The sequence below is a fragment of the Streptomyces sp. NPDC049813 genome, assembly GCF_044465085.1.
GTDB lineage: Bacteria > Actinomycetota > Actinomycetes > Streptomycetales > Streptomycetaceae > Streptomyces.
On the sequence record NZ_JBITLI010000021.1, the window covers coordinates 42,735 to 62,633 of the forward strand.

At 70.7% G+C, this 19,899-nt stretch carries 14 protein-coding genes, 1 tRNA gene and 1 pseudogene; 10 read left to right on the plus strand and 6 right to left on the minus strand.

Annotated features, from left to right (window positions below; translation table 11 throughout):
• Positions 1-118: 118 nt before the first annotated feature.
• From purS to ACIBW6_RS31985, 5 genes and pseudogenes are all read left to right on the plus strand, one after another.
• The gene (purS, locus tag ACIBW6_RS31965) at positions 119-418 is read left to right on the plus strand and encodes a phosphoribosylformylglycinamidine synthase subunit PurS (RefSeq protein ID WP_399065841.1); all 300 of its coding nucleotides are present in this window, start codon (positions 119-121) and stop codon (positions 416-418) included.
• Positions 415-1,098, plus strand: a complete 684-nt coding sequence (gene purQ / locus ACIBW6_RS31970) for a phosphoribosylformylglycinamidine synthase subunit PurQ (RefSeq protein WP_399065843.1) — start codon at positions 415-417, stop codon at positions 1,096-1,098. The genes purS and purQ overlap by 4 nt, the downstream gene beginning before the upstream one ends.
• On the plus strand, positions 1,095-3,356 hold the full coding sequence (gene purL / locus ACIBW6_RS31975) for a phosphoribosylformylglycinamidine synthase subunit PurL (RefSeq protein WP_399065846.1): 2,262 nt from the start codon (positions 1,095-1,097) through the stop codon (positions 3,354-3,356). The genes purQ and purL overlap by 4 nt, the downstream gene beginning before the upstream one ends.
• Before the next feature lie 194 nt (positions 3,357-3,550).
• A pseudogene (locus tag ACIBW6_RS31980) lies at positions 3,551-4,051 on the plus strand (ArsR family transcriptional regulator); the annotation flags it as partial.
• Positions 4,052-4,149: 98 nt separating this feature from the next.
• Entirely contained in the window at positions 4,150-4,977 is an 828-nt protein-coding gene (locus ACIBW6_RS31985; RefSeq protein WP_399065847.1) for a sterol carrier family protein, read from the plus strand.
• A 75-nt stretch (positions 4,978-5,052) separates the two neighbouring features.
• Here ACIBW6_RS31985 and ACIBW6_RS31990 read toward each other — a convergent pair whose 3' ends face one another.
• Together ACIBW6_RS31990 and ACIBW6_RS31995 are read right to left on the minus strand one after the other, a co-directional pair.
• Positions 5,053-6,486 carry a sulfatase gene (locus tag ACIBW6_RS31990; protein WP_399065849.1) on the minus strand — a complete coding sequence of 478 codons (1,434 nt, stop codon included), beginning with the start codon at positions 6,484-6,486 and terminating at the stop codon, positions 5,053-5,055.
• A gap of 411 nt (positions 6,487-6,897) precedes the next feature.
• Positions 6,898-6,990 carry a putative leader peptide gene (locus tag ACIBW6_RS31995; RefSeq protein ID WP_399065851.1) on the minus strand — a complete coding sequence of 31 codons (93 nt, stop codon included), beginning with the start codon at positions 6,988-6,990 and terminating at the stop codon, positions 6,898-6,900.
• A gap of 423 nt (positions 6,991-7,413) precedes the next feature.
• Between ACIBW6_RS31995 and purF the strand changes: the two genes are divergently transcribed.
• Both purF and purM read left to right on the plus strand, forming a co-directional pair.
• The gene (gene purF / locus ACIBW6_RS32000; RefSeq protein WP_399065854.1) at positions 7,414-8,940 is read left to right on the plus strand and encodes an amidophosphoribosyltransferase; all 1,527 of its coding nucleotides are present in this window, start codon (positions 7,414-7,416) and stop codon (positions 8,938-8,940) included.
• A 35-nt stretch (positions 8,941-8,975) separates the two neighbouring features.
• The gene (gene purM / locus ACIBW6_RS32005; RefSeq protein WP_399065856.1) at positions 8,976-10,070 is read left to right on the plus strand and encodes a phosphoribosylformylglycinamidine cyclo-ligase; all 1,095 of its coding nucleotides are present in this window, start codon (positions 8,976-8,978) and stop codon (positions 10,068-10,070) included.
• 180 nt (positions 10,071-10,250) lie between these two features.
• On the opposite strand, the gene ACIBW6_RS32010 is transcribed toward purM, so the two are convergent.
• Entirely contained in the window at positions 10,251-10,517 is a 267-nt protein-coding gene (locus tag ACIBW6_RS32010) for a DUF3073 domain-containing protein (RefSeq protein ID WP_324774074.1), read from the minus strand.
• Between the two features lie 263 nt (positions 10,518-10,780).
• Positions 10,781-11,905: a Leu/Phe/Val dehydrogenase gene (locus tag ACIBW6_RS32015; protein WP_399065858.1), complete on the minus strand. Its 1,125-nt coding sequence runs from the start codon at positions 11,903-11,905 to the stop codon at positions 10,781-10,783.
• A 243-nt stretch (positions 11,906-12,148) separates the two neighbouring features.
• Between ACIBW6_RS32015 and ACIBW6_RS32020 the strand changes: the two genes are divergently transcribed.
• On the plus strand, positions 12,149-13,033 hold the full coding sequence (locus ACIBW6_RS32020; RefSeq protein ID WP_399065860.1) for a hypothetical protein: 885 nt from the start codon (positions 12,149-12,151) through the stop codon (positions 13,031-13,033).
• A 486-nt stretch (positions 13,034-13,519) separates the two neighbouring features.
• The gene (gene bldC / locus ACIBW6_RS32025; protein WP_003949541.1) at positions 13,520-13,726 is read left to right on the plus strand and encodes a developmental transcriptional regulator BldC; all 207 of its coding nucleotides are present in this window, start codon (positions 13,520-13,522) and stop codon (positions 13,724-13,726) included.
• A gap of 737 nt (positions 13,727-14,463) precedes the next feature.
• Here the strand turns inward: bldC and ACIBW6_RS32030 are convergent.
• A tRNA-Asp gene (locus ACIBW6_RS32030) sits at positions 14,464-14,538 on the minus strand.
• Positions 14,539-14,631: 93 nt separating this feature from the next.
• Complete coding sequence (gene hrpA / locus ACIBW6_RS32035; RefSeq protein ID WP_399065863.1) at positions 14,632-18,645, minus strand: ATP-dependent RNA helicase HrpA; 4,014 nt, start codon at positions 18,643-18,645, stop codon at positions 14,632-14,634.
• Positions 18,646-18,757: 112 nt separating this feature from the next.
• Between hrpA and ACIBW6_RS32040 the strand changes: the two genes are divergently transcribed.
• The gene (locus ACIBW6_RS32040) at positions 18,758-19,852 is read left to right on the plus strand and encodes an ABC transporter permease (protein ID WP_399065865.1); all 1,095 of its coding nucleotides are present in this window, start codon (positions 18,758-18,760) and stop codon (positions 19,850-19,852) included.
• Positions 19,853-19,899: the final 47 nt, after the last annotated feature.

Consider the following 19,899-nt stretch of genomic DNA (forward strand, 5'->3'; position numbering starts at 1 on the left):
TGCGGATCCGATGTCGTTGCCGTAACGTGATGCGGCTCTCGTAGCTTCCTACCGTCTACGCGAGTAGAAGATTTGGGCAGGTACGCTGAACGGACCTGCTCAGCACCACACACCGGGAGTGCCAGTGGCACGCGTCGTAGTCGACGTCATGCTCAAGCCGGAGATCCTCGACCCCCAGGGCCAGGCGGTGCAGCGTGCGCTGCCGCGCCTCGGTTTCGATGGCATCTCCGATGTTCGCCAGGGAAAGCGATTCGAGCTCGAAGTGGACGGGCCGGTGGATGACGCCGCCCTCGCCCGTATCCACGAGCTCGCGGAAAGCTTCCTCGCCAACACGGTGATCGAGAACTTCATCGTGAAGGTGGAAGACGCGTCGGGTGCGGAAGAGCCCGTATCGTCCGCGGCGGGGGCCGAAAAGTGACCGCTCGTATTGGCGTCGTCACCTTTCCGGGTTCCCTCGACGACCGGGACACCCAGCGCGCGATCCGCCTCGCCGGTGCCGAGCCGGTCGCTCTGTGGCACAAGGACAAGGACCTGAAGCAGGTCGACGCGGTCGTCCTGCCGGGCGGATTCAGTTACGGCGATTACCTGCGCGCGGGCGCCATCTCGCGTTTCTCGCCGGTCATGGAGACGCTGATCGACCAGGCGAAGGCGGGCCTGCCCGTCCTCGGCATCTGCAACGGGTTCCAGGTCCTCACCGAGGCCCACCTGCTGCCCGGCGGGATGCTCGGCAACGACCACCTGCACTTCATCTGCCGCGACCAGAAGCTGCGCGTGGAGAGTGCGGGCACCGCCTGGACCGCCGACTACGAGGCGGGCCAGGAGATCCACATCCCGCTGAAGAACATGGACGGGCGGTACGTCGCCGACGAGCGCACGCTCGACATGCTGGAGGCGGAGGGCCGGGTCGTCTTCCGGTACCTCGACGTCAATCCGAACGGCTCGCTGCGCGACATCGCCGGCATCACGAACGAGGCGGGCAACGTCGTCGGTCTGATGCCGCACCCGGAGCACGCCGTGGAGCCCCTGGTCGGGAGCGGCCGCACCGACGGCCTCCCGTTCTTCACCTCGATCCTGAAGAAGCTGGTCGCCGCCTCATGAGCCTCGACACCGTCGACAACGCCGCACAGACCCCCGACGTCGAGCTGCCCTGGGCCGAGCTCGGCCTCAAGAAGGACGAGTACGCGCGCGTGGTCGAGATCCTCGGCCGCCGCCCGACCGGCGCCGAGCTGGCCATGTACTCGGTCATGTGGTCCGAGCACTGCTCCTACAAGTCGTCCAAGGTGCACCTGCGCCAGTTCGGCGAGAAGGCCCCGCAGTCCGACGCCATGCTCGTGGGCATCGGGGAGAACGCCGGTGTCGTGGACGTCGGCCAGGGTTACGCCGTCACCTTCAAGGTGGAGTCCCACAACCACCCCTCCTACGTAGAGCCCTATCAGGGCGCTGCCACCGGAGTGGGCGGCATCGTGCGCGACATCATCGCGATGGGCGCGCGGCCGGTCGCCGTGGTGGACCCGCTGCGCTTCGGCGCCGCCGACCACCCCGACACCAAGCGCGTGCTGCCCGGCGTCGTCGCCGGCATCGGCGGCTACGGCAACTGCCTGGGCCTGCCGAACATCGGCGGCGAGGTCGTCTTCGACGCCTGCTACCAGGGCAACCCGCTGGTCAACGCCGGTGCCATCGGTGTCATGCGGCACGAGGACATCCACCTCGCGAAGGCGTCCGGCGCGGGCAACAAGGTCATCATGTACGGCGCCAGGACCGGCGGCGACGGCATCGGCGGCGCCTCCATCCTGGCCTCCGAGACCTTCGACGACGCCAAGCCCTCCAAGCGGCCCGCCGTGCAGGTCGGTGACCCCTTCCAGGAGAAGCTGCTCATCGAGTGCACCCTGGAGGCGTTCGCCGAGAAGCTCGTCGTCGGCATCCAGGACCTCGGCGCGGCCGGCATCTCCTGTGCGACCAGCGAGCTGGCGTCGAACGGTTCGGGCGGCATGCGCGTCGAGCTGGACGACGTACCGCTGCGCGACTCCACGCTCTCTCCCGAGGAGATCCTCATGAGCGAGTCGCAGGAGCGCATGTGCGCCGTCGTGGAGCCGGAGAAGGTCGACCGCTTCCTGGAGATCTGCGAGAAGTGGGACGTCATCGCCACCGTCATCGGTGAGGTGACCGACGGCGACCGGCTGGAGATCTTCTGGCACGGCGAGAAGATCGTGGACGTGGACCCGCGCACGGTCGCGCACGACGGCCCGGTCTACGAGCGCCCCTACGCGCGCCCCGAGTGGCAGGACGCGCTCCAGGCCGACGATGCGAACGCGCTGCCACGCCCGTCGACGGGCGACGAGCTGAAGACCCAGGTCCTCGCGCTCGTCTCCTCTCCCAACCAGGCGTCCAAGAAGTGGATCACCTCGCAGTACGACCACTTCGTGCAGGGCAACACCGTGCTCGCGCAGCCCGAGGACTCGGGCATGATCCGCATCGACGAGGAGTCCGGCCTCGGCGTCGCCATCGCGACGGACGGCAACGGCCGGTTCGCCAAGCTCGACCCGTACAAGGGCGCGCAGCTCGCCCTCGCGGAGGCCTACCGGAACGTGGCGACGACGGGCGCCAAGCCCCTCGCCGTCTCCGACTGCCTGAACTTCGGCTCGCCCGAGGACCCGGCCGTCATGTGGCAGTTCGCGGAGGCCGTCCGCGGCCTCGCCGACGGCTGCCTGCAGCTCGGCACCCCGGTGACCGGGGGCAACGTCTCGCTGTACAACCAGACGGGCGAGGCGGCCATCCACCCGACGCCGGTCGTCGCGGTGCTCGGCGTCATCGACGACGTGGCGCGGCGCACCCCGGTGGCGTTCCGGGAGGAGGGCCAGCTGCTCTACCTGCTCGGGGAGACCCGTGAGGAGTTCGGCGGTTCGGCCTGGTCGCAGGTGGTCCACGACCACCTCGGCGGGCTGCCGCCCGAGGTCGACCTGGAGCGCGAGCGGCTGCTCGGGTCCATCCTCATCTCGGCCTCCCGCGACGGCATGATCGACGCCGCGCACGACCTGTCCGACGGCGGTCTGATCCAGGCCGTGGTCGAGTCGGCGCTGCTCGGCGGCAAGGGCGCGCGCCTGGTCGTCCCGGACGGCCTCTCCGCGTTCACCTTCCTCTTCTCGGAGTCGGCGGGCCGCGCGGTCGTCGCCGTCCCGCGCAGCGAGGAGCTCCGCTTCACCGACATGTGCGGGGCGCGGGGGCTGCCCGTGACCCGGGTCGGGGTCGTGGACGGCGCGGGCGAGGCGGCGACGGTGGACGTGCAGGGCGAGTTCGCCCTGTCGCTGGCGGAGCTGCGCGAGGCGCACGAGAACACGATTCCGGCGCTGCTGGCCTGAGCCGACTGCCGGCCCGGCCGTCGACTGGTGTCGTGAAGCCCCCTGCCCGTTCTGGGCGGGGGGCTTCGTCGTGCGTTGTGGGGCGGGCCGGGGTGGCCGACGGCGGCGGCAGCCGTCGGCAGCGGCAGCCGTCGGCAGCGGATTCCCTCGAACGAGGGATTGGAAGCTTTTACGTAACTACGTAATCTCGAAGCATGACGGAGCTTGAGCGGCGGGTGGCGGAGTTGGAGCGACGGGTGGGCGCCCTGGAGAGCGGACCGGTGGCGCCGACGGTGGCGCCGGGCGCGTTCTGGGCGCTCGAAGGGCTGAAGGAGCAGCTCGTCGAGGTCGCGGGCGGTGGCGTGCTGTTCACCGGGGCGGTGCGCCTGCCGGGCGGCGAGCAGGAGCGGGCGTACGAGTGGCAGTACGGCACCGCCACCGACGAGTTGCTGGCGTCGGACTGGTCGGAGATGGCGGAGGCGTTCGCCGCGCTCGGCCACGGACTGCGGCTGCGGCTGCTGCGCGAGGTGCTGGGCGGCCGCACGTCCGCCACCGAGCTGGCCGACCTGGACGACGTCGGCACGAGCGGCCAGATCTACCACCACCTGCGCCAGCTGACCGCCGCCGGCTGGCTGCGCTCCGCGGGCCGGGGCCGCTACGAGGTGCCGGCGGGCAGAGTCGTCCCACTGCTGGTGGCCCTGACCGCGGCCCGCCCGGTCTGGCCGGGGGCGGGGCGGACCGGGGCCGAGCCCTGGCCGGGGGCAGGGCCGGGCGGCGCCGAGCCGGGGCCGCGCGCGGGCGTAGGGTCGCCGTCATGACTCCTCCGCCGAGCAGGGGCGGCCCGGGCGCCGCGGGCAAGAAGCGTCCTCGTTCCTACGCCGCAGACAAGATCCGTACCGCTGTCCTGACCCAGTTCGGGCACGTGCGGAAGGCGGCCGGGGCCCTCACGCCCGAGCAGCTCGCCGGGCCGACGCGGCTCGGCGACTGGAGCGTGCGGGAGCTGCTGGCCCACATCTCGATGGCGCTGAGCGCGGTCGACCGGGCCCTCGCGCTGCCGGAACCGGCCAAGGCGGAGGTCGCCGCGCTCGACTGGCCGTTCGTGACGGCCGCGAACGCCGGGGACATCGCCGGCCGGGTCCGGTCCCTGGCCGAGGAGACCCCGGACGTCGTGGCGCTGCTCGACCGCACGCAGGAGCGGTTCGCCGCGCTCCTGGACGCCGCGCCCGATGCCCGGCCGCTCCCGATGGGGGCCGGGGCCATGTCCTTGGCGGACTACCTGGTGACCCGGACCGTCGAGCTCGTCGTCCACACCGACGACCTGAACGACGCGGTGCCCGGTCTCGACGTCCCCTTCGACCGGCAGGCCCTGGCGGCGTGCACCCGGCTGCTGGCCGACGCGCTCGCCGTGAAGGCGCCGGGTGCCTCGACCGAGGTGCGGGTCCCGCCGTTCGCCGTCGTCCAGTGCGTCGAGGGCCCCCGGCACACCCGCGGCACCCCGCCGAACGTGGTGGAGACGGACCCGCTCACCTGGATCCGGCTGGCGACCGGCCGGACGCGGTGGGAGCGGGCGGTCGACGACGCGAGCGTCAGAGCGAGCGGCGAGCGGGCCGACCTGAGCGCGGTGCTGCCCATCATGGGGTGAGGGCCCGGGTCGACCGGGGCTCCTGGGAGTGGAACCGGACACCCACCCCCTGACCGGCCCTGCGCCTCACGGGCCTCACCTCTCCGGATAAGGCAGCAGCTCCCCGTCCGTCCTCTCCCAGGCGGACCTGAGTTCGGCGAGCAGCTTCGGTCGGTCCGCGGCGCGGTCCGCCTGCTCGCGCCGGTCGGCGGCCAGGTCGAACAACTGGTCGGCGCCGCCCTGGCCGCGGTAGTACTTCCAGTCGCCGCGCCGCAGGGCCCGTTCCCCACGGACCCGCCAGAACAGCTCCCGCTCGGCCGGCGGTGCCTCGCCGCGCAGCAGATACCCGGCGAGGCTGGTGCCGTCGAGCGGATAGGCCGGAGCCGGCCGGGCCCCGCCGATCTCCAGCAGCGTCGCCGTCCAGTCGGGGCTGAAGACGGGCTCGTGGCTGACCTGGCCGCCGTCGATCCGCGCGGGCCAGCGCACGATCGTCGGTACGCGGATGCCGCCCTCCTGGAGGGAGGTCTTGTTGCCGGAAAGCGGCCAGTTGTAGGAGAAGCGTTCGCCGCCGTTGTCGGAGGCGAAGAAGACGAGGGTGTCGTGCTCCCGGCCGGACTCCGTCAGCGCCTTCAGTACCTGCCCGACCGAGCGGTCGAGGTCCTGGACCATCTCCGTGTATTTCTCGACGGAGCCGCCGTCGGTGTGGAACAAGGCCCTCGGATCCCCGGATTTGATCCTGCGGACGATCTCGGCGCTCTGCTTCTCGTCCCCGTCGGCTATCCAGGGCCAGTGCGGGGTGGTGAAGTTCAGGTTCAGCAGCCAGGGGTGGCCGCCGTGGTCACGCCGTACGTACTCGCTCGCGCGCTCGGTGAGGATGCGTGTGTAGTACCGCAGGTCCTTGTACTCGGCGTCGCCCTCCCGCACGTCGCCCTCGTACAGGTCGTACTCCCCGCCCAGCCCCAGCTTCGAGTAGTACTCCAGGGCGCCGCCGAAGTTCCCGAAGAACTCCTCCCAGCCGGACTTGGTCGGCGAGTAGTCCGGGAGGTAGCCGCAGTGCCACTTGCCGATCAGCGCGGTGGCGTATCCGGCGCCGCGCAGCAGCGAGGCGAGTGTGGGGTGGTTCGGGTCGAGCCCGACGGACCGGTCGGCGATCGGCTCGGCGAGCCCGCCCGCCGTGCGGCCCGGGTAGCGGCCCGTGTAGAGGCTGAAGCGGGTCGGCGAGCAGGTCGCGGAACCGCTGTACGCGTCGGTGAAGCGGACGCCCTGCCGGGCCAGTCTGTCCAGGTTCGGGGTCTTGATGTGCGGGGCGCCGTACGAGGAGAGGTCGGCCCAGCCCAGGTCGTCACCGAGGATGAACAGGATGTTCGGGCGCTTGGCGGTCCGCCCGGGGGCGGCGCGGAACGGGCGTTCCACCGTGCCGGGGGCGGCGTCCGCGGGCGCGGCGGCAGCGCCGAGGGCGGCGGCGGTCGCCGAGGCGCCGACCACCCCGCCGAAGGCGCGCCGGGACAGGTTCGAGGCATGCGAGGACATGAAGGGGCTCCCGGTGAGCTGGAAGGAGAGGAACGGAGGACGCCCCGCTCCTCCGGCGCAAAGGAGCGGAACAGGGACATCCCGGGTACACCGCACCGACCGCCGCGACAGCGGCGACGACGGGCGGCGCCGGGAATCAGACGCGAGACGCGAGACGCGGGAAGCAGGACGCGAGACGCGAGGCGAAGGACGCGGAGTGCAGGTCGCGGGACGCAGGTCGCGAGATGCAGGTCGCGAGATGCGAGGCGCAGGATTCAGGGCGCGTGCATCAGCCGCAGGCAATCAGCCACAGGATCCAGGCGTGCGAGCCAGCCGCACGATCGATGCGTGCGAGTCAGATGCAGAACGCAGGAACCCAGAATGCAGATCGCAGATCGCAGCTCGCAGCTCGCAGATCGCAGGACCCAGCAATCAGGCGCAACGACAGATGGCGCTGGCGACACGGACGAGGTCGACGTGCCGACGGCTCACCAGGGTGGCCGCGTGGCCACGGAGAGGCTGCATGATCCAGGACCATGCCCAGTCCGGCACCACCCTGTCAACGCCGTTCCGCACTCCGGATGCCCCCGCCCGAGCGGCGCAGGACGCACCCCGGATGTCCCCGCCCAGGCGGCCAGGCCCGCACCCCGGATGCTCCCGCCCGAGCGGCCAGGGCCGCGCTCAAGCCCTCACCCCCCGTCCACCCCCCGGACCCCCGACGTGCGTCCGGTCACACTCATCGCGCGCTCCGTCCCGGCCGGGCCCACCCCACCCCGCACCCCCGTGAACAGCGCCGGAGCCCCGCAATCACGGGCCTGTGGCCCCCCGCACGCCGCTCCGCGCTACGCGCGTCCAGTGTCTTCGCCCAAGCCCGCGGGGCCTTTGCGGACGTAGGAAGCCACGGTCCCCAATTCGGACCCGTGGTCGATCTCGCCTACACTCGGTGGCGTGCCACGTGGTGACGGTCGACTCAGTCATGATCTGCTCCCCGGCGAGAAGGGCCCCCAGGACGCTTGCGGCGTCTTCGGTGTCTGGGCTCCGGGTGAAGAGGTCGCGAAACTCACTTACTTCGGGCTCTACGCCCTCCAACACCGGGGTCAGGAATCCGCGGGAATCGCGGTCAGCAACGGTTCCCAGATCCTCGTCTTCAAGGACATGGGACTGGTCTCCCAGGTCTTCGACGAGACGTCCCTCGGCTCCCTGCAAGGTCACATCGCGGTCGGTCACGCCCGCTACTCGACCACCGGAGCCTCCGTCTGGGAGAACGCCCAGCCGACGTTCCGTGCCACCGCGCACGGCTCGATCGCGCTCGGCCACAACGGCAACCTGGTCAACACGGCGCAGCTCGCCGAGATGGTCGCCGACCTCCCCAAGGAGAGCGGCCGGGCCACGCAGGTCGCCGCGACGAACGACACCGACCTGGTCACCGCGCTGCTCGCGGGCCAGGTCGACGACGACGGCAAGCCGCTGACCATCGAGGAGGCGGCCCCCAAGGTGCTGCCCCAGGTCCAGGGCGCCTTCTCGCTCGTCTTCATGAACGAGAACACCCTGTACGCGGCCCGCGACCCGCAGGGCATCCGCCCGCTGGTCCTCGGCCGCCTGGAGCGCGGCTGGGTCGTCGCCTCCGAGTCCGCCGCCCTCGACATCTGCGGCGCCGCCTACGTGCGCGAGATCGAGCCGGGCGAGTTCGTCGCGATCGACGAGAACGGTCTGCGCACCTCCCGCTTCGCCGAAGCAAAGCCCAAGGGCTGTGTCTTCGAGTACGTCTACCTGGCGCGCCCGGACACCGACATCGCGGGCCGGAACGTGTACCTCTCCCGGGTGGAGATGGGCCGCAAGCTGGCGAAGGAGGCCCCGGTCGAGGCCGACCTCGTCATAGCGACGCCGGAATCCGGCACTCCGGCCGCGATCGGCTACGCCGAGGCCAGCGGAATCCCGTTCGGTGCGGGTCTGGTGAAGAACGCCTATGTGGGCCGCACCTTCATCCAGCCCTCCCAGACCATCCGCCAGCTGGGCATCCGGCTGAAGCTGAACCCCCTCAAGGAAGTGATCAAGGGCAAGAAGCTCGTGGTCGTCGACGACTCGATCGTCCGCGGCAACACGCAGCGCGCCTTGGTCCGCATGCTCCGCGAGGCCGGCGCGGCCGAGGTCCACATCCGGATCTCGTCCCCGCCCGTGAAGTGGCCCTGCTTCTTCGGCATCGACTTCGCGACCCGCGCGGAGCTGATCGCCAACGGGATGTCCGTCGAGGAGATCGGTACGTCCCTGGGCGCCGACTCGCTCTCGTACATCTCCATCGACGGCATGATCGAGGCGACCACCATCGCCAAGCCGAACCTCTGCCGCGCCTGCTTCGACGGCGAGTACCCGATGGACCTTCCCGACCCCGAGCTGCTCGGCAAGCAGCTCCTGGAGACGGAACTGGCAGCGGGCCCGGCGGCCACGGCCGCGAACGACGCGATCCGTCGTCCGTAACCTCCGCAGCATCGACACGAAAGCTCTGATCACCCATGTCTACTGAGTCCTCCGAGCGCGCCCCGCACCCGGGCACCGGTGCCAGCTACGCCTCCGCGGGCGTGGACATCGAAGCAGGTGACCGAGCGGTCGAGCTGATGAAGGAGTGGGTGAAGAAGACGCAGCGCCCCGAGGTCCTCGGCGGCCTCGGCGGCTTCGCCGGCCTCTTCGACGCCTCCGCCCTGAAGAAGTACGAGCGGCCGCTGCTCGCCTCCGCGACCGACGGCGTCGGCACGAAGGTCGACATCGCCCGCCGCCTGGGCGTCTACGACACCATCGGCCACGACCTCGTCGCGATGGTCATGGACGACATCGTGGTGTGCGGTGCCGAGCCGCTGTTCATGACGGACTACATCTGCGTCGGCAAGGTCCACCCGGAGCGCGTCGCCGCGATCGTGAAGGGCATCGCCGAGGGCTGCGTCCTGGCCGGCTGCGCCCTCGTCGGCGGCGAGACGGCGGAGCACCCCGGCCTGCTCGGCCCGGACGACTTCGACGTGGCGGGCGCCGGCACCGGCGTCGTGGAGTACGAGAACCTGCTCGGCCCCGACCGCATCCGTAAGGGTGACGCGGTGATCGCGATGGAGTCCTCCGGACTTCACTCGAACGGGTACTCGCTCGTCCGCCACGTCCTGCTGGAGCGGGCCGGGATGGCGCTGGAGCAGCAGGTCGACGAGCTGGGCCGGACGCTGGGCGAGGAGCTCCTGGAGCCGACGAAGATCTACTCCCTGGACTGCCTGTCGCTCACCAGCACCACCGCGGTGCACGCCTACAGCCACATCACGGGCGGCGGCCTGGCGGCCAACCTGGCCCGGGTGATCCCGGAGGGCCTGCACGCCACCGTGGACCGCTCCACGTGGGCCCCGGGCGCGATCTTCGACCTCGTCGGCAAGGCCGGTCAGGTGGAGCGCCTGGAGCTGGAGAAGACGCTGAACATGGGCGTCGGCATGATGGCGATCGTGCCGCAGGAGTCCGTCGACGTCGCCCTGACGACCCTCGCCGACCGCGGCGTGGAGTCCTGGGTGGCCGGCGAGATCACCGACCGCGGCGCGCACGCCACGGGCGCCGAGCTCACGGGTGAGTACGCGAAGTAGCAAAGGATCCGAGAGTCCCGCGGAGCAGCTCCGCGGGGCCCGGCGCCGACAGCCCGGAGCGCGGGCGGCGCGGACAGCACAAAACCCGGTCCGGCGTGAGGCCACCCCGGACCGGGCGTGTGCAGCAGTAAGCAGAAATCAGGCAGTAGAAATCAGTTACGTGCTGTCCGTGCTACGAGGTCAAGCGCCGCGGCGCTGAGACGAGGGACCGGACTCGTCGGAGTCCTCGTCCTCGCCCTCGTCGTACAGATCCGCATAGCGGGCGTACGGGTCGTCTTCCTCGTCGTCGTCATCGAAAGGCTCGCCGTTCGGCGGCTGATTCGATACTGGGTTCGACGTCGATGCGCCCAGCTCATTGGCCAGACGCGACAGATCTGTCCCGCCGCTGCTGTACTTCAGCTGGCGGGCGACCTTCGTCTGCTTGGCCTTTGCCCGGCCGCGCCCCATGGCTCGACCCCCTCGGATACGGGGCTCGGTGGCCCCAGAGTCTTGACACGCGTTCATGATCTGGAACGGACTCCCCATGAGGAGACCGGTCCGTAGGGCTCCCACGGTACCTGAGCCCACGCCCATACGGTACGTCGCCCGCACCACGCGCGTGTGCACAGGACCAGCAAGGAGCCCCGTCCTCGCTGGTCAGCTGCGATTTTAACCTCTTCTGAGCGGACGACCCGCCGATCGGCGTGACACTCGTTACGTACCCGCCGCGATCAGTGCCGCGAGCGCGCCTCCGCCATCCGCTGCTCGGCGATCCGGTCCGCCGCCGCGGCCGGCGGAATCCCGTCCTCCTTTGCGCGCGCGAAGATGGCGAGCGTGGTGTCGAAGATCTTCGCGGCCTTGGCCTTGCACCGGTCGAAGTCGAAGCCGTGCAGCTCGTCGGCGACCTGGATGACGCCGCCGGCGTTCACCACGTAGTCCGGGGCGTAGAGGATGCCGCGGTCGGCGAGGTCCTTCTCGACGCCCGGGTGCGCGAGCTGGTTGTTGGCCGCGCCGCACACCACCTGCGCGGTGAGGACGGGCACGGTGTGGTCGTCCAGGGCGCCGCCCAGCGCGCAGGGCGCGTAGATGTCGAGGTCCGCCACCTGGATCAGCGCCTCGGTGTCGGCCACGACGGCGACCGCGGGGTACTGCTCGGTGACGCGCCGCACGGACTCCGCGCGCACGTCCGTCACCACGACCTCGGCGCCGTCCGCCAGCAGGTGCCCGACCAGGTGGTGGCCCACCTTGCCCACACCCGCGACGCCGACCTTGCGGCCGCGCAGCGTCGGGTCGCCCCACAGGTGCTGGGCGCTGGCCCGCATGCCCTGGAAGACGCCGTAGGCGGTGAGCACGGAGGAGTCGCCCGCGCCGCCGTTCTCCGGGGAGCGCCCGGTGGTCCAGCGGCACTCGCGCGCCACCACGTCCATGTCGGCGACGTACGTGCCGACGTCGCAGGCCGTCACGTAGCGGCCGCCGAGGGAGGCCACGAAGCGGCCGTAGGCGAGCAGCAGCGCCTCGCTCTTGATCACGGCGGGGTCGCCGATGATCACGGCCTTGCCGCCGCCGTGGTCGAGCCCGGCCATGGCGTTCTTGTACGACATGCCGCGGGCCAGGTTCAGGGCGTCGGCGACGGCCTCGGCCTCGGTCGCGTAGGGGTAGAAGCGGGTGCCGCCGAGGGCCGGGCCCAGGGCGGTGCTGTGCAGGGCGATGACGGCCTTGAGGCCGCTCGCGCGGTCCTGGCAGAGCACGACCTGCTCGTGGCCGCCCTGGTCCGAGTGGAACAGGGTGTGCAGGACGTCCGGGGCTGCTGCTGAGGGGCCGGAACGGGTGACGAGTTCGCCGGTCACATCGGTCACTGTGGTGACTCCCAAGTACATAGCGGCGGTTGGGCGGAATCCCGTGCGGGTGGCGGGCCTTCCGTCGTTCGGTGGGCACGAGGTTAGAACGTGCGCGGGCCCGCCACGGCCGCAGTGCCGAGGATCACTCTCTCGCGTCCGGGGCCGACGGAAGTACGGTCGAATTCCGTCGCGTCCCGCACGAACCCGCCGTGGGACGATCTGCGGTGCTGGTGAACCGGTCAGGCGGGGGAGGGGGCAGCCGTGCCCAAGGTGTCGTCGGTGACCGTCCCGTATGCGGCGTACTTGCGCGTGTACGAACCGCTCGCGGCCTTTCCGCAGCCGGAGCGGGGGCACTGGGAGCGCTACGCGAAGCGCGAGCACCGCCCCTCCTACCAGGACGAACTGCGCCGGTCGCTGGCCGACTTGCTGCCCACCCCGCCGGTCCCGGTGCCGGTGCACGAGAGCGACGACGCGTTCGTGATCGAGGCGGAGGGGGTGCTGTGCGTCTGCCCGTGGCGGACGCGGCTGCGCGGCTGGCAGGCCCTGGACGAGCTGCCGGGGCAGCTGCCGGGTCCGGTCCTGGACGCGGTGCTGCCGCCGGTGGTGCGCCGGCAGGCCGCCGACGACTACGAGCGCTGGCTGGAGCGCAACCCGGACGCCCGGCCCTGGATCCGCACCTCGACCTGGCAGGTGCCGCTGCACTGGTTCGTCCTCGTCGCCGACGAGGAGCGCGAGTACGCGGGGGACGTGAGGGAGGGGACCGGCGGGACGAGCGGCGCGGGGAGCGCCGGGGGCGGGGCCGGGCCGAGGCTGCGCTACCGCACCCCGATGGTGCAGGCACGGCGGCGGATCGCGCGCGGCCTGAAGGCGCTGCGGGACACGATCGAGGAGGGCCCGCTGACCGAGAGCCTGGTCGACGTGGGGCGCTGGCTGGAGGAGTTCCACCCGCGCTCGTACGTGGAGCTGGACTACGGCGGGCTCGTGCACGCGCTCCCGGCCGGCCTCCTCGACGAGGATCATTCGGCGGCGGACGTCGCCGCGGGCATCGAGGCGTTGCGCCAGGGGGACGAGGCGGGCGCGAGCGAGGCGTACGGCCGACTCGTGGAGCGGTGGCGGGCCGTGCGGGACCGGCGGCACGCCAACTGACCGGACACCGGGGGCCCTTCGGGACCTACGTCCTGATCCGGGCTATTGGTTCAAGCGTGACGGACGGCACTAACTGCGCCCTTGCGTCCATCGCCCCTCCTCGTGCCAAAATAGGACAAGGAGTCCGGGGAGGGCTCTGTTCGTCCGTCTATGTCCGATCAAGGGCATGCATGGGCGGATCTCTCAGCATTGCACTGCCGTTGGGGGGTCTGACGACTCCTGATCGCTCTGTGACTGATCGTCACTGTGGCGTGACTGTCCGCTATGGCATGGTCCATCGGCTTCCGTCGCTGATGAACACCTGGGAGGGCAATTCCATCGGTTTGGCCGACGTGGCTGGACGGATGGTGTAGTTGTAGTGCCGAGGACAAGCCGTTCGTCCTATAACCGACTCGACCCGTGTCCGCCATTTCGGGCAACGCGGGTCAAGGTGCAGAATTTAAAGGAAAGAACCGAGAAGGTTCGGTTCTCCCGAGGAGGCCGCTCATGACCGCTCGCACCCCTGATGCCGAGCCGCTGCTGACCCCCGCCGAGGTCGCCACGATGTTCCGCGTGGACCCGAAGACGGTCACGCGCTGGGCAAAGGCTGGCAAGCTCACGTCGATCCGTACGCTCGGCGGGCACCGTCGTTACCGCGAGGCCGAGGTCCGCGCACTGCTTGCGGGCATTCCGCAGCAGCGCAGCGAGGCCTGAGGCACCGCAGCACCCCGCAGTACCGGGCGTTCCGGGTCCCCCAACCCGTGCCGCGCCCACCCCTAGCTCCACCACGACGCGGGTCCTGCCCCAACAGGCCCCCCGCCCAATGAAGCGTCATCTCCACAGCCTCACGGGAGCGTCGTTCGATCGCGCTGGACTCCGCCGGGTCCAGCGCGATCTTTTTTGTGCGCCGGGGCCGGCCGTCCGTGGTGTGCGGCGGTGGTCTCTGCAGGTCCGTGGTGGATCCTGAGCGGTCTCCGCGTGATGGTTGGACGGGTCCTGAGGGGTACCTGGAGGTCAGCTGTCCGGGTGGTGCAATTGCACATATTAAATTGAGCAGTTGTAGGAAGGGTGTAAGAAACGGTGTTTCCAAAACTAGTTCGGTGACACCCGTCACACCGCCCACCGCTTGAAGCCGGTGTCGCCCGTGCGCTAGAGGGGTTCCGGCGGGTGGCCCACTCCCAGACTCCCACCGCGCGAGCGCTCCGTGGAGCGGCTTTGGTCACCCTTGCCGGGGACTTTCGTCCTCGTTGCCCTCCCGGGCGCTCTCGCCCGCCCCCTGGGACGCTGCGGCGGGATCCGGGAGGCGACGCGGCGGCGAGGCGAGCGCGGAGCGGAGAGCGCCGCCCGAGGCGCGTGAGGCGCATGAGGCGCGGGCGGGCCGGCGGGTCGGGCGGGGGTGGCCGCACAACGAAGAAGCCCGCACCGGATCGGTGCGGGCTTCTCATCTACTGCGGTCCTGACGGGATTTGAACCCGCGGCCTCCACCTTGACAGGGTGGCGAGCACTCCAAACTGCTCCACAGGACCTTGCTCTGCTGCGCTGTTACCGCGTTGCGCTGCGAGCAGGACTCTACAGCAGTGCAGGCCCGCCGGTCGAACTCACCCAGGGTGCGCGGGCGGTCACGGTGCCGCGGCGTCGATCGCCTTCACGATCCGCTTGTCCGAGACGGGGTGGGCCGTGCCCAGCGCGTGCGCGAAGTAGCTGACGCGCAGCTCCTCGATCATCCAGCGGATGTCCAGGACCTCCTGCGGCACGGGCCGCCCCTGCGGCAGCTGTTCGAGCAGCCAGGCGTACTCGTCCTGCATCTCGTGGACCTTCTCCATGCGGGTGGTGTCCCGCTGGACGCTCGTCGGCATCTGCTGGAGCCTGCGGTCGGCCGCGACCAGATAGCGCATCAGGTCGGGCAGCCGGCGCAGCCCGGTGTCCGTCACGAAGCCGGGGTGCACCAGGGCCGTCAACTGCGTGCGCACGTCCTGCCGGTTGGGCAGCAGCGTCGGGCTGGTGGTCGCCTTCAGGCGCCGCTCGCAGGCCTGCCAGGCGGCCAGCACCTGCTGCACCTGCCCGACGGTCCGCACGGTCGTGTCGACGATCTCCGCGCGGACCTTGTCGTAGAGCTTGCGGTACGACTCCTCGTCCCACGAGGGGCCGCCGAAGTCCGCGATCAGCTTGTCCGCCGCCGCCATCGCGCAGTCGTCGAAGAGGGCCTGCACGGAGCCGTGCGGGTTCGCGGACAGGGCGAGCTTCTGGGCGTTGCTCAGCTTGTCCGAGGCGAACTTGCCCGGGTTGACCGGGATGTTGCGCAGGATGAGCCGCCGCGTGCCCTTCCACATGGCCTGTGCCTGCTCGGCCTCCGTGTCGAAGAGGCGGACCGACACGGTGTTCGTTTTCGGTCCGTCGTCGACGAGCGCCGGGTAGGCCTTGACCGGCTGCCCGGCCCGCCGCGTCTCGAAGACCCGGGACAGCGTGCCGATCGTCCAGTCGGTGAGGCCCGCGCGCTCGACGGACTCGCCGCCCGAGCGCTCGGCCGTCGCCGCGGCCGCCTTGGAGATGGCCTGGCGCGCCTTGGGCCGCAGCTGGAGCTTGAGCGCCTCCAGGTCCTTGTCCTCGGCGAGCTTGCGGCGCCGCTCGTCGACGATCCGGAAGGTGATCTTCAGGTGGTCCGGGACGCGGCCCAGGTCGAAGTCGTCGGCCGCGACCGGCACGCCGACCATCCGCTGCAACTCGCGTGCGAGCGTCACCGGCAGCGGCTCCTGGAGTGGCACGGCCCGGTCGAGGAACGCCTTCGCGAAGTTCGGTGCGGGCACGTAGTTGCGCCGGATCGGCTTGGGCAGCGAGCGGATCAGCTCGACCACCACGTCCTCGCGCAGCCCCGGGATCTGCCAGTCGAAGCCCTCGTCGGTGACCTGGTTGAGGACCTGGAGCGGGATGTGGACGGTGACGCCGTCCGCGTCCGCGCCCGGCTCGAACTGGTACGTCACCCGGAACTTCAGGTTCCGCTGGCGCCAGACGTCCGGGTAGTCGTCCTTGGTGACGGCCTCCGCGGACTCCCGGATCAGCATGGAGCGCTCGAAGTCGAGCAGCTCCGGCTCCTCGCGCTGCCGCTTCTTCCACCAGGAGTCGAAGTGCGCGCCGGAGACGACCTCGGCGGGCACCCGCTGGTCGTAGAAGTCGTAGAGCGTGTCGTCGTCGACCACGATGTCCCGGCGCCTGGCCCGGTGCTCCAGCTCCTCGACCTCGGTGAGCAGCGCGCGGTTGGCGGCGAAGAACTTGTGGTGGGTGCGCCAGTCGCCCTCGACCAGCGCGTTGCGGATGAACAGCTCGCGGGAGGTCTCGGGGTCGATCCGGCCGTAGTTGATCTTCCGCTGGGCGACGAGCGGGACGCCGTACAGCGTCACCTTCTCGTACGCCATCACGGCTGCCTGGTCCTTCTCCCAGTGCGGTTCGCTGTACGTGCGCTTGAGGAGGTGCTCGGCGAGGGGCTCGACCCACTCGGGCTCGATCCTCGCGTTGACCCGCGCCCACAGCCGCGAGGTCTCCACCAGCTCCGCCGACATCACGAACCGCGGCGGCTTCTTGAAGAGGGCCGAGCCGGGGAAGATCGCGAACTTGGCGTTGCGGGCGCCGACGTACTCGTTCCGGCCCCGGTCGCGGCCCGCCTGCTTCGGGTCCTTCTGCGCGGACTCCTTGGTCTCCTTCACGTCCTTCATCCCGATGTGGGAGAGGAGGCCGGCGAGGAGGGAGACGTGCACGGAGTCGCCGGGGGCGTCGTCCTCGTTGAGGTGGATGCCCATCTGCTTGGCGACCGTGCGCAGCTGCGTGTAGATGTCCTGCCACTCGCGGATGCGCAGGAAGTTCAGGAACTCCCGCTTGCACATCCGGCGGAAGGCCGAGGAGCCCAGCTCCCGCTGCTGCTCGCGCACGTACCGCCACAGGTTCAGGAAGGCGAGGAAGTCGCTGGTCTCGTCCTTGAAGCGGGCGTGGCTCTGGTCGGCCTGCTGCTGCTTGTCGGAGGGGCGCTCGCGCGGGTCCTGGATGGACAGGGCCGCGGCGATCACCATGACCTCGCGCACGCAGCCGTTCTTGTCGGCCTCCAGGACCATGCGGGCCAGGCGCGGGTCGACGGGCAGCTGGGCGAGCTTGCGGCCCTGCTGCGTGAGCCGCTTGCGCACGTCCTTCTCGCCCGCGTCCAGCGCACCCAGCTCTTGCAGGAGCTGGACGCCGTCGCGGATGTTGCGGTGGTCCGGCGGGTCGATGAAGGGGAACTTCTCGATGTCGCCGAGGCCGGCCGCGGTCATCTGGAGGATGACCGAGGCGAGGTTGGTGCGCAGGATCTCCGCGTCCGTGAACTCGGGGCGGGACAGGAAGTCGTCCTCGGAGTACAGCCGGATGCAGATGCCGTCGGAGGTACGGCCGCAGCGGCCCTTGCGCTGGTTGGCGCTGGCCTGGCTGACCGCCTCGATGGGCAGCCGCTGCACCTTCGTACGGTGGCTGTAGCGCGAGATGCGGGCCGTGCCCGGGTCGATGACGTACTTGATGCCCGGGACGGTCAGCGAGGTCTCGGCGACGTTCGTGGCGAGGACGATGCGTCTTCCCGTGTGCTGCTGGAAGACGCGGTGCTGCTCGGCGTGCGAGAGCCGCGCGTACAGCGGCAGCACTTCAGTGAACCGGTACTTCTTCTTCTCCAGCGCGTCCGCCGTGTCGCGGATCTCGCGCTCGCCGGAGAGGAAGACCAGGATGTCGCCGTCGCCCTCGCGCCGGAGCTCCTCGACGGCGTCCGTGATCGCGGTGATCTGGTCGCGGTCGGAGTCGTCCGATTCCTCTTCCAGGAGCGGGCGGTAGCGCACCTCCACCGGGTACGTACGGCCGCTGACCTCGACGATCGGGGCGTCCCCGAAGTGCCGCGCGAACCGCTCCGGGTCGATGGTCGCCGAGGTGATGACGACCTTGAGGTCCGGGCGCCTGGGCAGCAGCTGGGCCAGGTACCCCAGCAGGAAGTCGATGTTCAGGGACCGCTCGTGCGCCTCGTCGATGATGATCGTGTCGTACGCGCGCAGCTCGCGGTCGGTCTGGATCTCGGCCAGCAGGATGCCGTCCGTCATCAGCTTGACGAACGTGCCGTCCTGGTCGACCTGGTCGGTGAAGCGCACCTTCCAGCCGACCGCCTCGCCCAGCGGCGTGCGCAGCTCCTCGGCGACGCGCTCGGCGACCGTGCGGGCCGCGATCCTGCGGGGCTGGGTGTGCCCGATCATGCCGCGCACCCCCCGGCCGAGGTCGAGACAGATCTTCGGGATCTGCGTCGTCTTGCCGGAGCCGGTCTCGCCCGCGACGATCACGACCTGGTGGTCGCGGATCGCGTCGGCGATCTCGTCCTTCTTCTGGCTGACGGGCAGCTGCTCGGGGTACGTGACGTCGAGCGCGGCCCGGCGCTCGCGCCGCACGGCGGTGCGCGCCCCGGCCTTGACGGCCTCGGCGTCGATCTCGGCGACGACGGCGGCACGCGCCTCGGGCTTGCGGATCTTGCGCGCGCCTTCGAGCCTGCGGCCCAGGCGGTGCGCGTCACGGAGGGACAGCTCGGAGATGCGCCGCGCGGTGGCGGCGAGCTGGTCGGCGGCGGGAGCAGGCTGCGTAGACATACGTCCTCCAGGATCTCACCTCCGGGAAATCCGTGGCGAACGGTTTTGCCGCCGCCGCGAGCTGGGGGTTTTCCGGATGTACGTCCCCTTTGTCTGCCTTAGCGTTTCAGCTATGTCCTCCTTGTCCGATCAGGAAGAGCCGCGTCCGCATCCACCGCACGGGGAGCACGGCCGCCCGCCGAGCCGGGCCGAGCGCTGGGCCTCGTACAAGAAGTCGCCCTTTCTGCCGGCCTGCGTGCTCGTCGTCATCCTGGCCGCGGCGGCGGCGCTCTTCGCGGCGTCGTACACCTACTCCATGGCCAACCCCACGCCGCACGACATCCCGACGGCGGTCACCGGGGAGCGGGACGCCGCCCGGCGCAGCGCCTTCGTCGGCGCGATGGAGAAGGCGCTCGACGCGCAGCTCGACCTGAAGCACTACGCCACCCGGGCGGCGGCCCGCGAGGCCATCGACGAGCAGCGGGTCTTCGCCGTGCTCGACGTCCGCGACAAGGGGACCCGCGTCGAACTCGACCTCTCCAGCGCGTCCGGGGTCTCCGTGGCCCAGGTCTTCCAGCAGGCGGCGCCGGTCGTCAGCAAGCAGACCGGCGTCCCGGTCGCCGTGAAGGACCTGAACCCGCTCCAGGAGGGCGACCCGCGCGGCCTCGCGATCTTCTACATCTCGCTGGCGGCCGTGATCATCGGGTTCGTCGGGGCGATCCAGCTGAGCGTGCACGCGCGGGGGCTGAACCCGGCCGAGCGGATCGCGTTCACCATCGTCTACGCGCTGTGCGGCGGCTTCGCCGTGGCGGCGGTCGTGGACTGGGGGCTCGGCGCGCTCGACCTGCCCTTCGTCGAGTCCTGGCTGATCCTCGCGCTGACGATGTTCAGCTGCGGGATGGTCTTCACGATGTTCAACACGTTCTTCCACCGCTGGGCGATGATCCCGACCTGGGGGCTGCTCGTCCTGGTGGGCAACCCGGCCTCCGGCGGGGCGGTGGCGCCGCCGCTGCTGCCCACCGTGATCGGGCGCCTGGGCCAGTGGCTGCCGCCCGGGGCGTCGGTGAACGCGCAGCACACGGCGGTCTACTTCCAGGGCCACCAGCACGCGTTCCCGTTCCTGGTGCTGGCCGGGTGGGCGGTGGTCTCCAGCGGCCTGTTCTGGTTCTGGCGCCACCGGCACCCGGGCGGACGCGGCACGCAGCCGCTGCATGCGGCGCCCGTGTGAGCCGCGCCCGGACGCCTGGGCACAGTTCGGCTCCACGGTCGCCGACG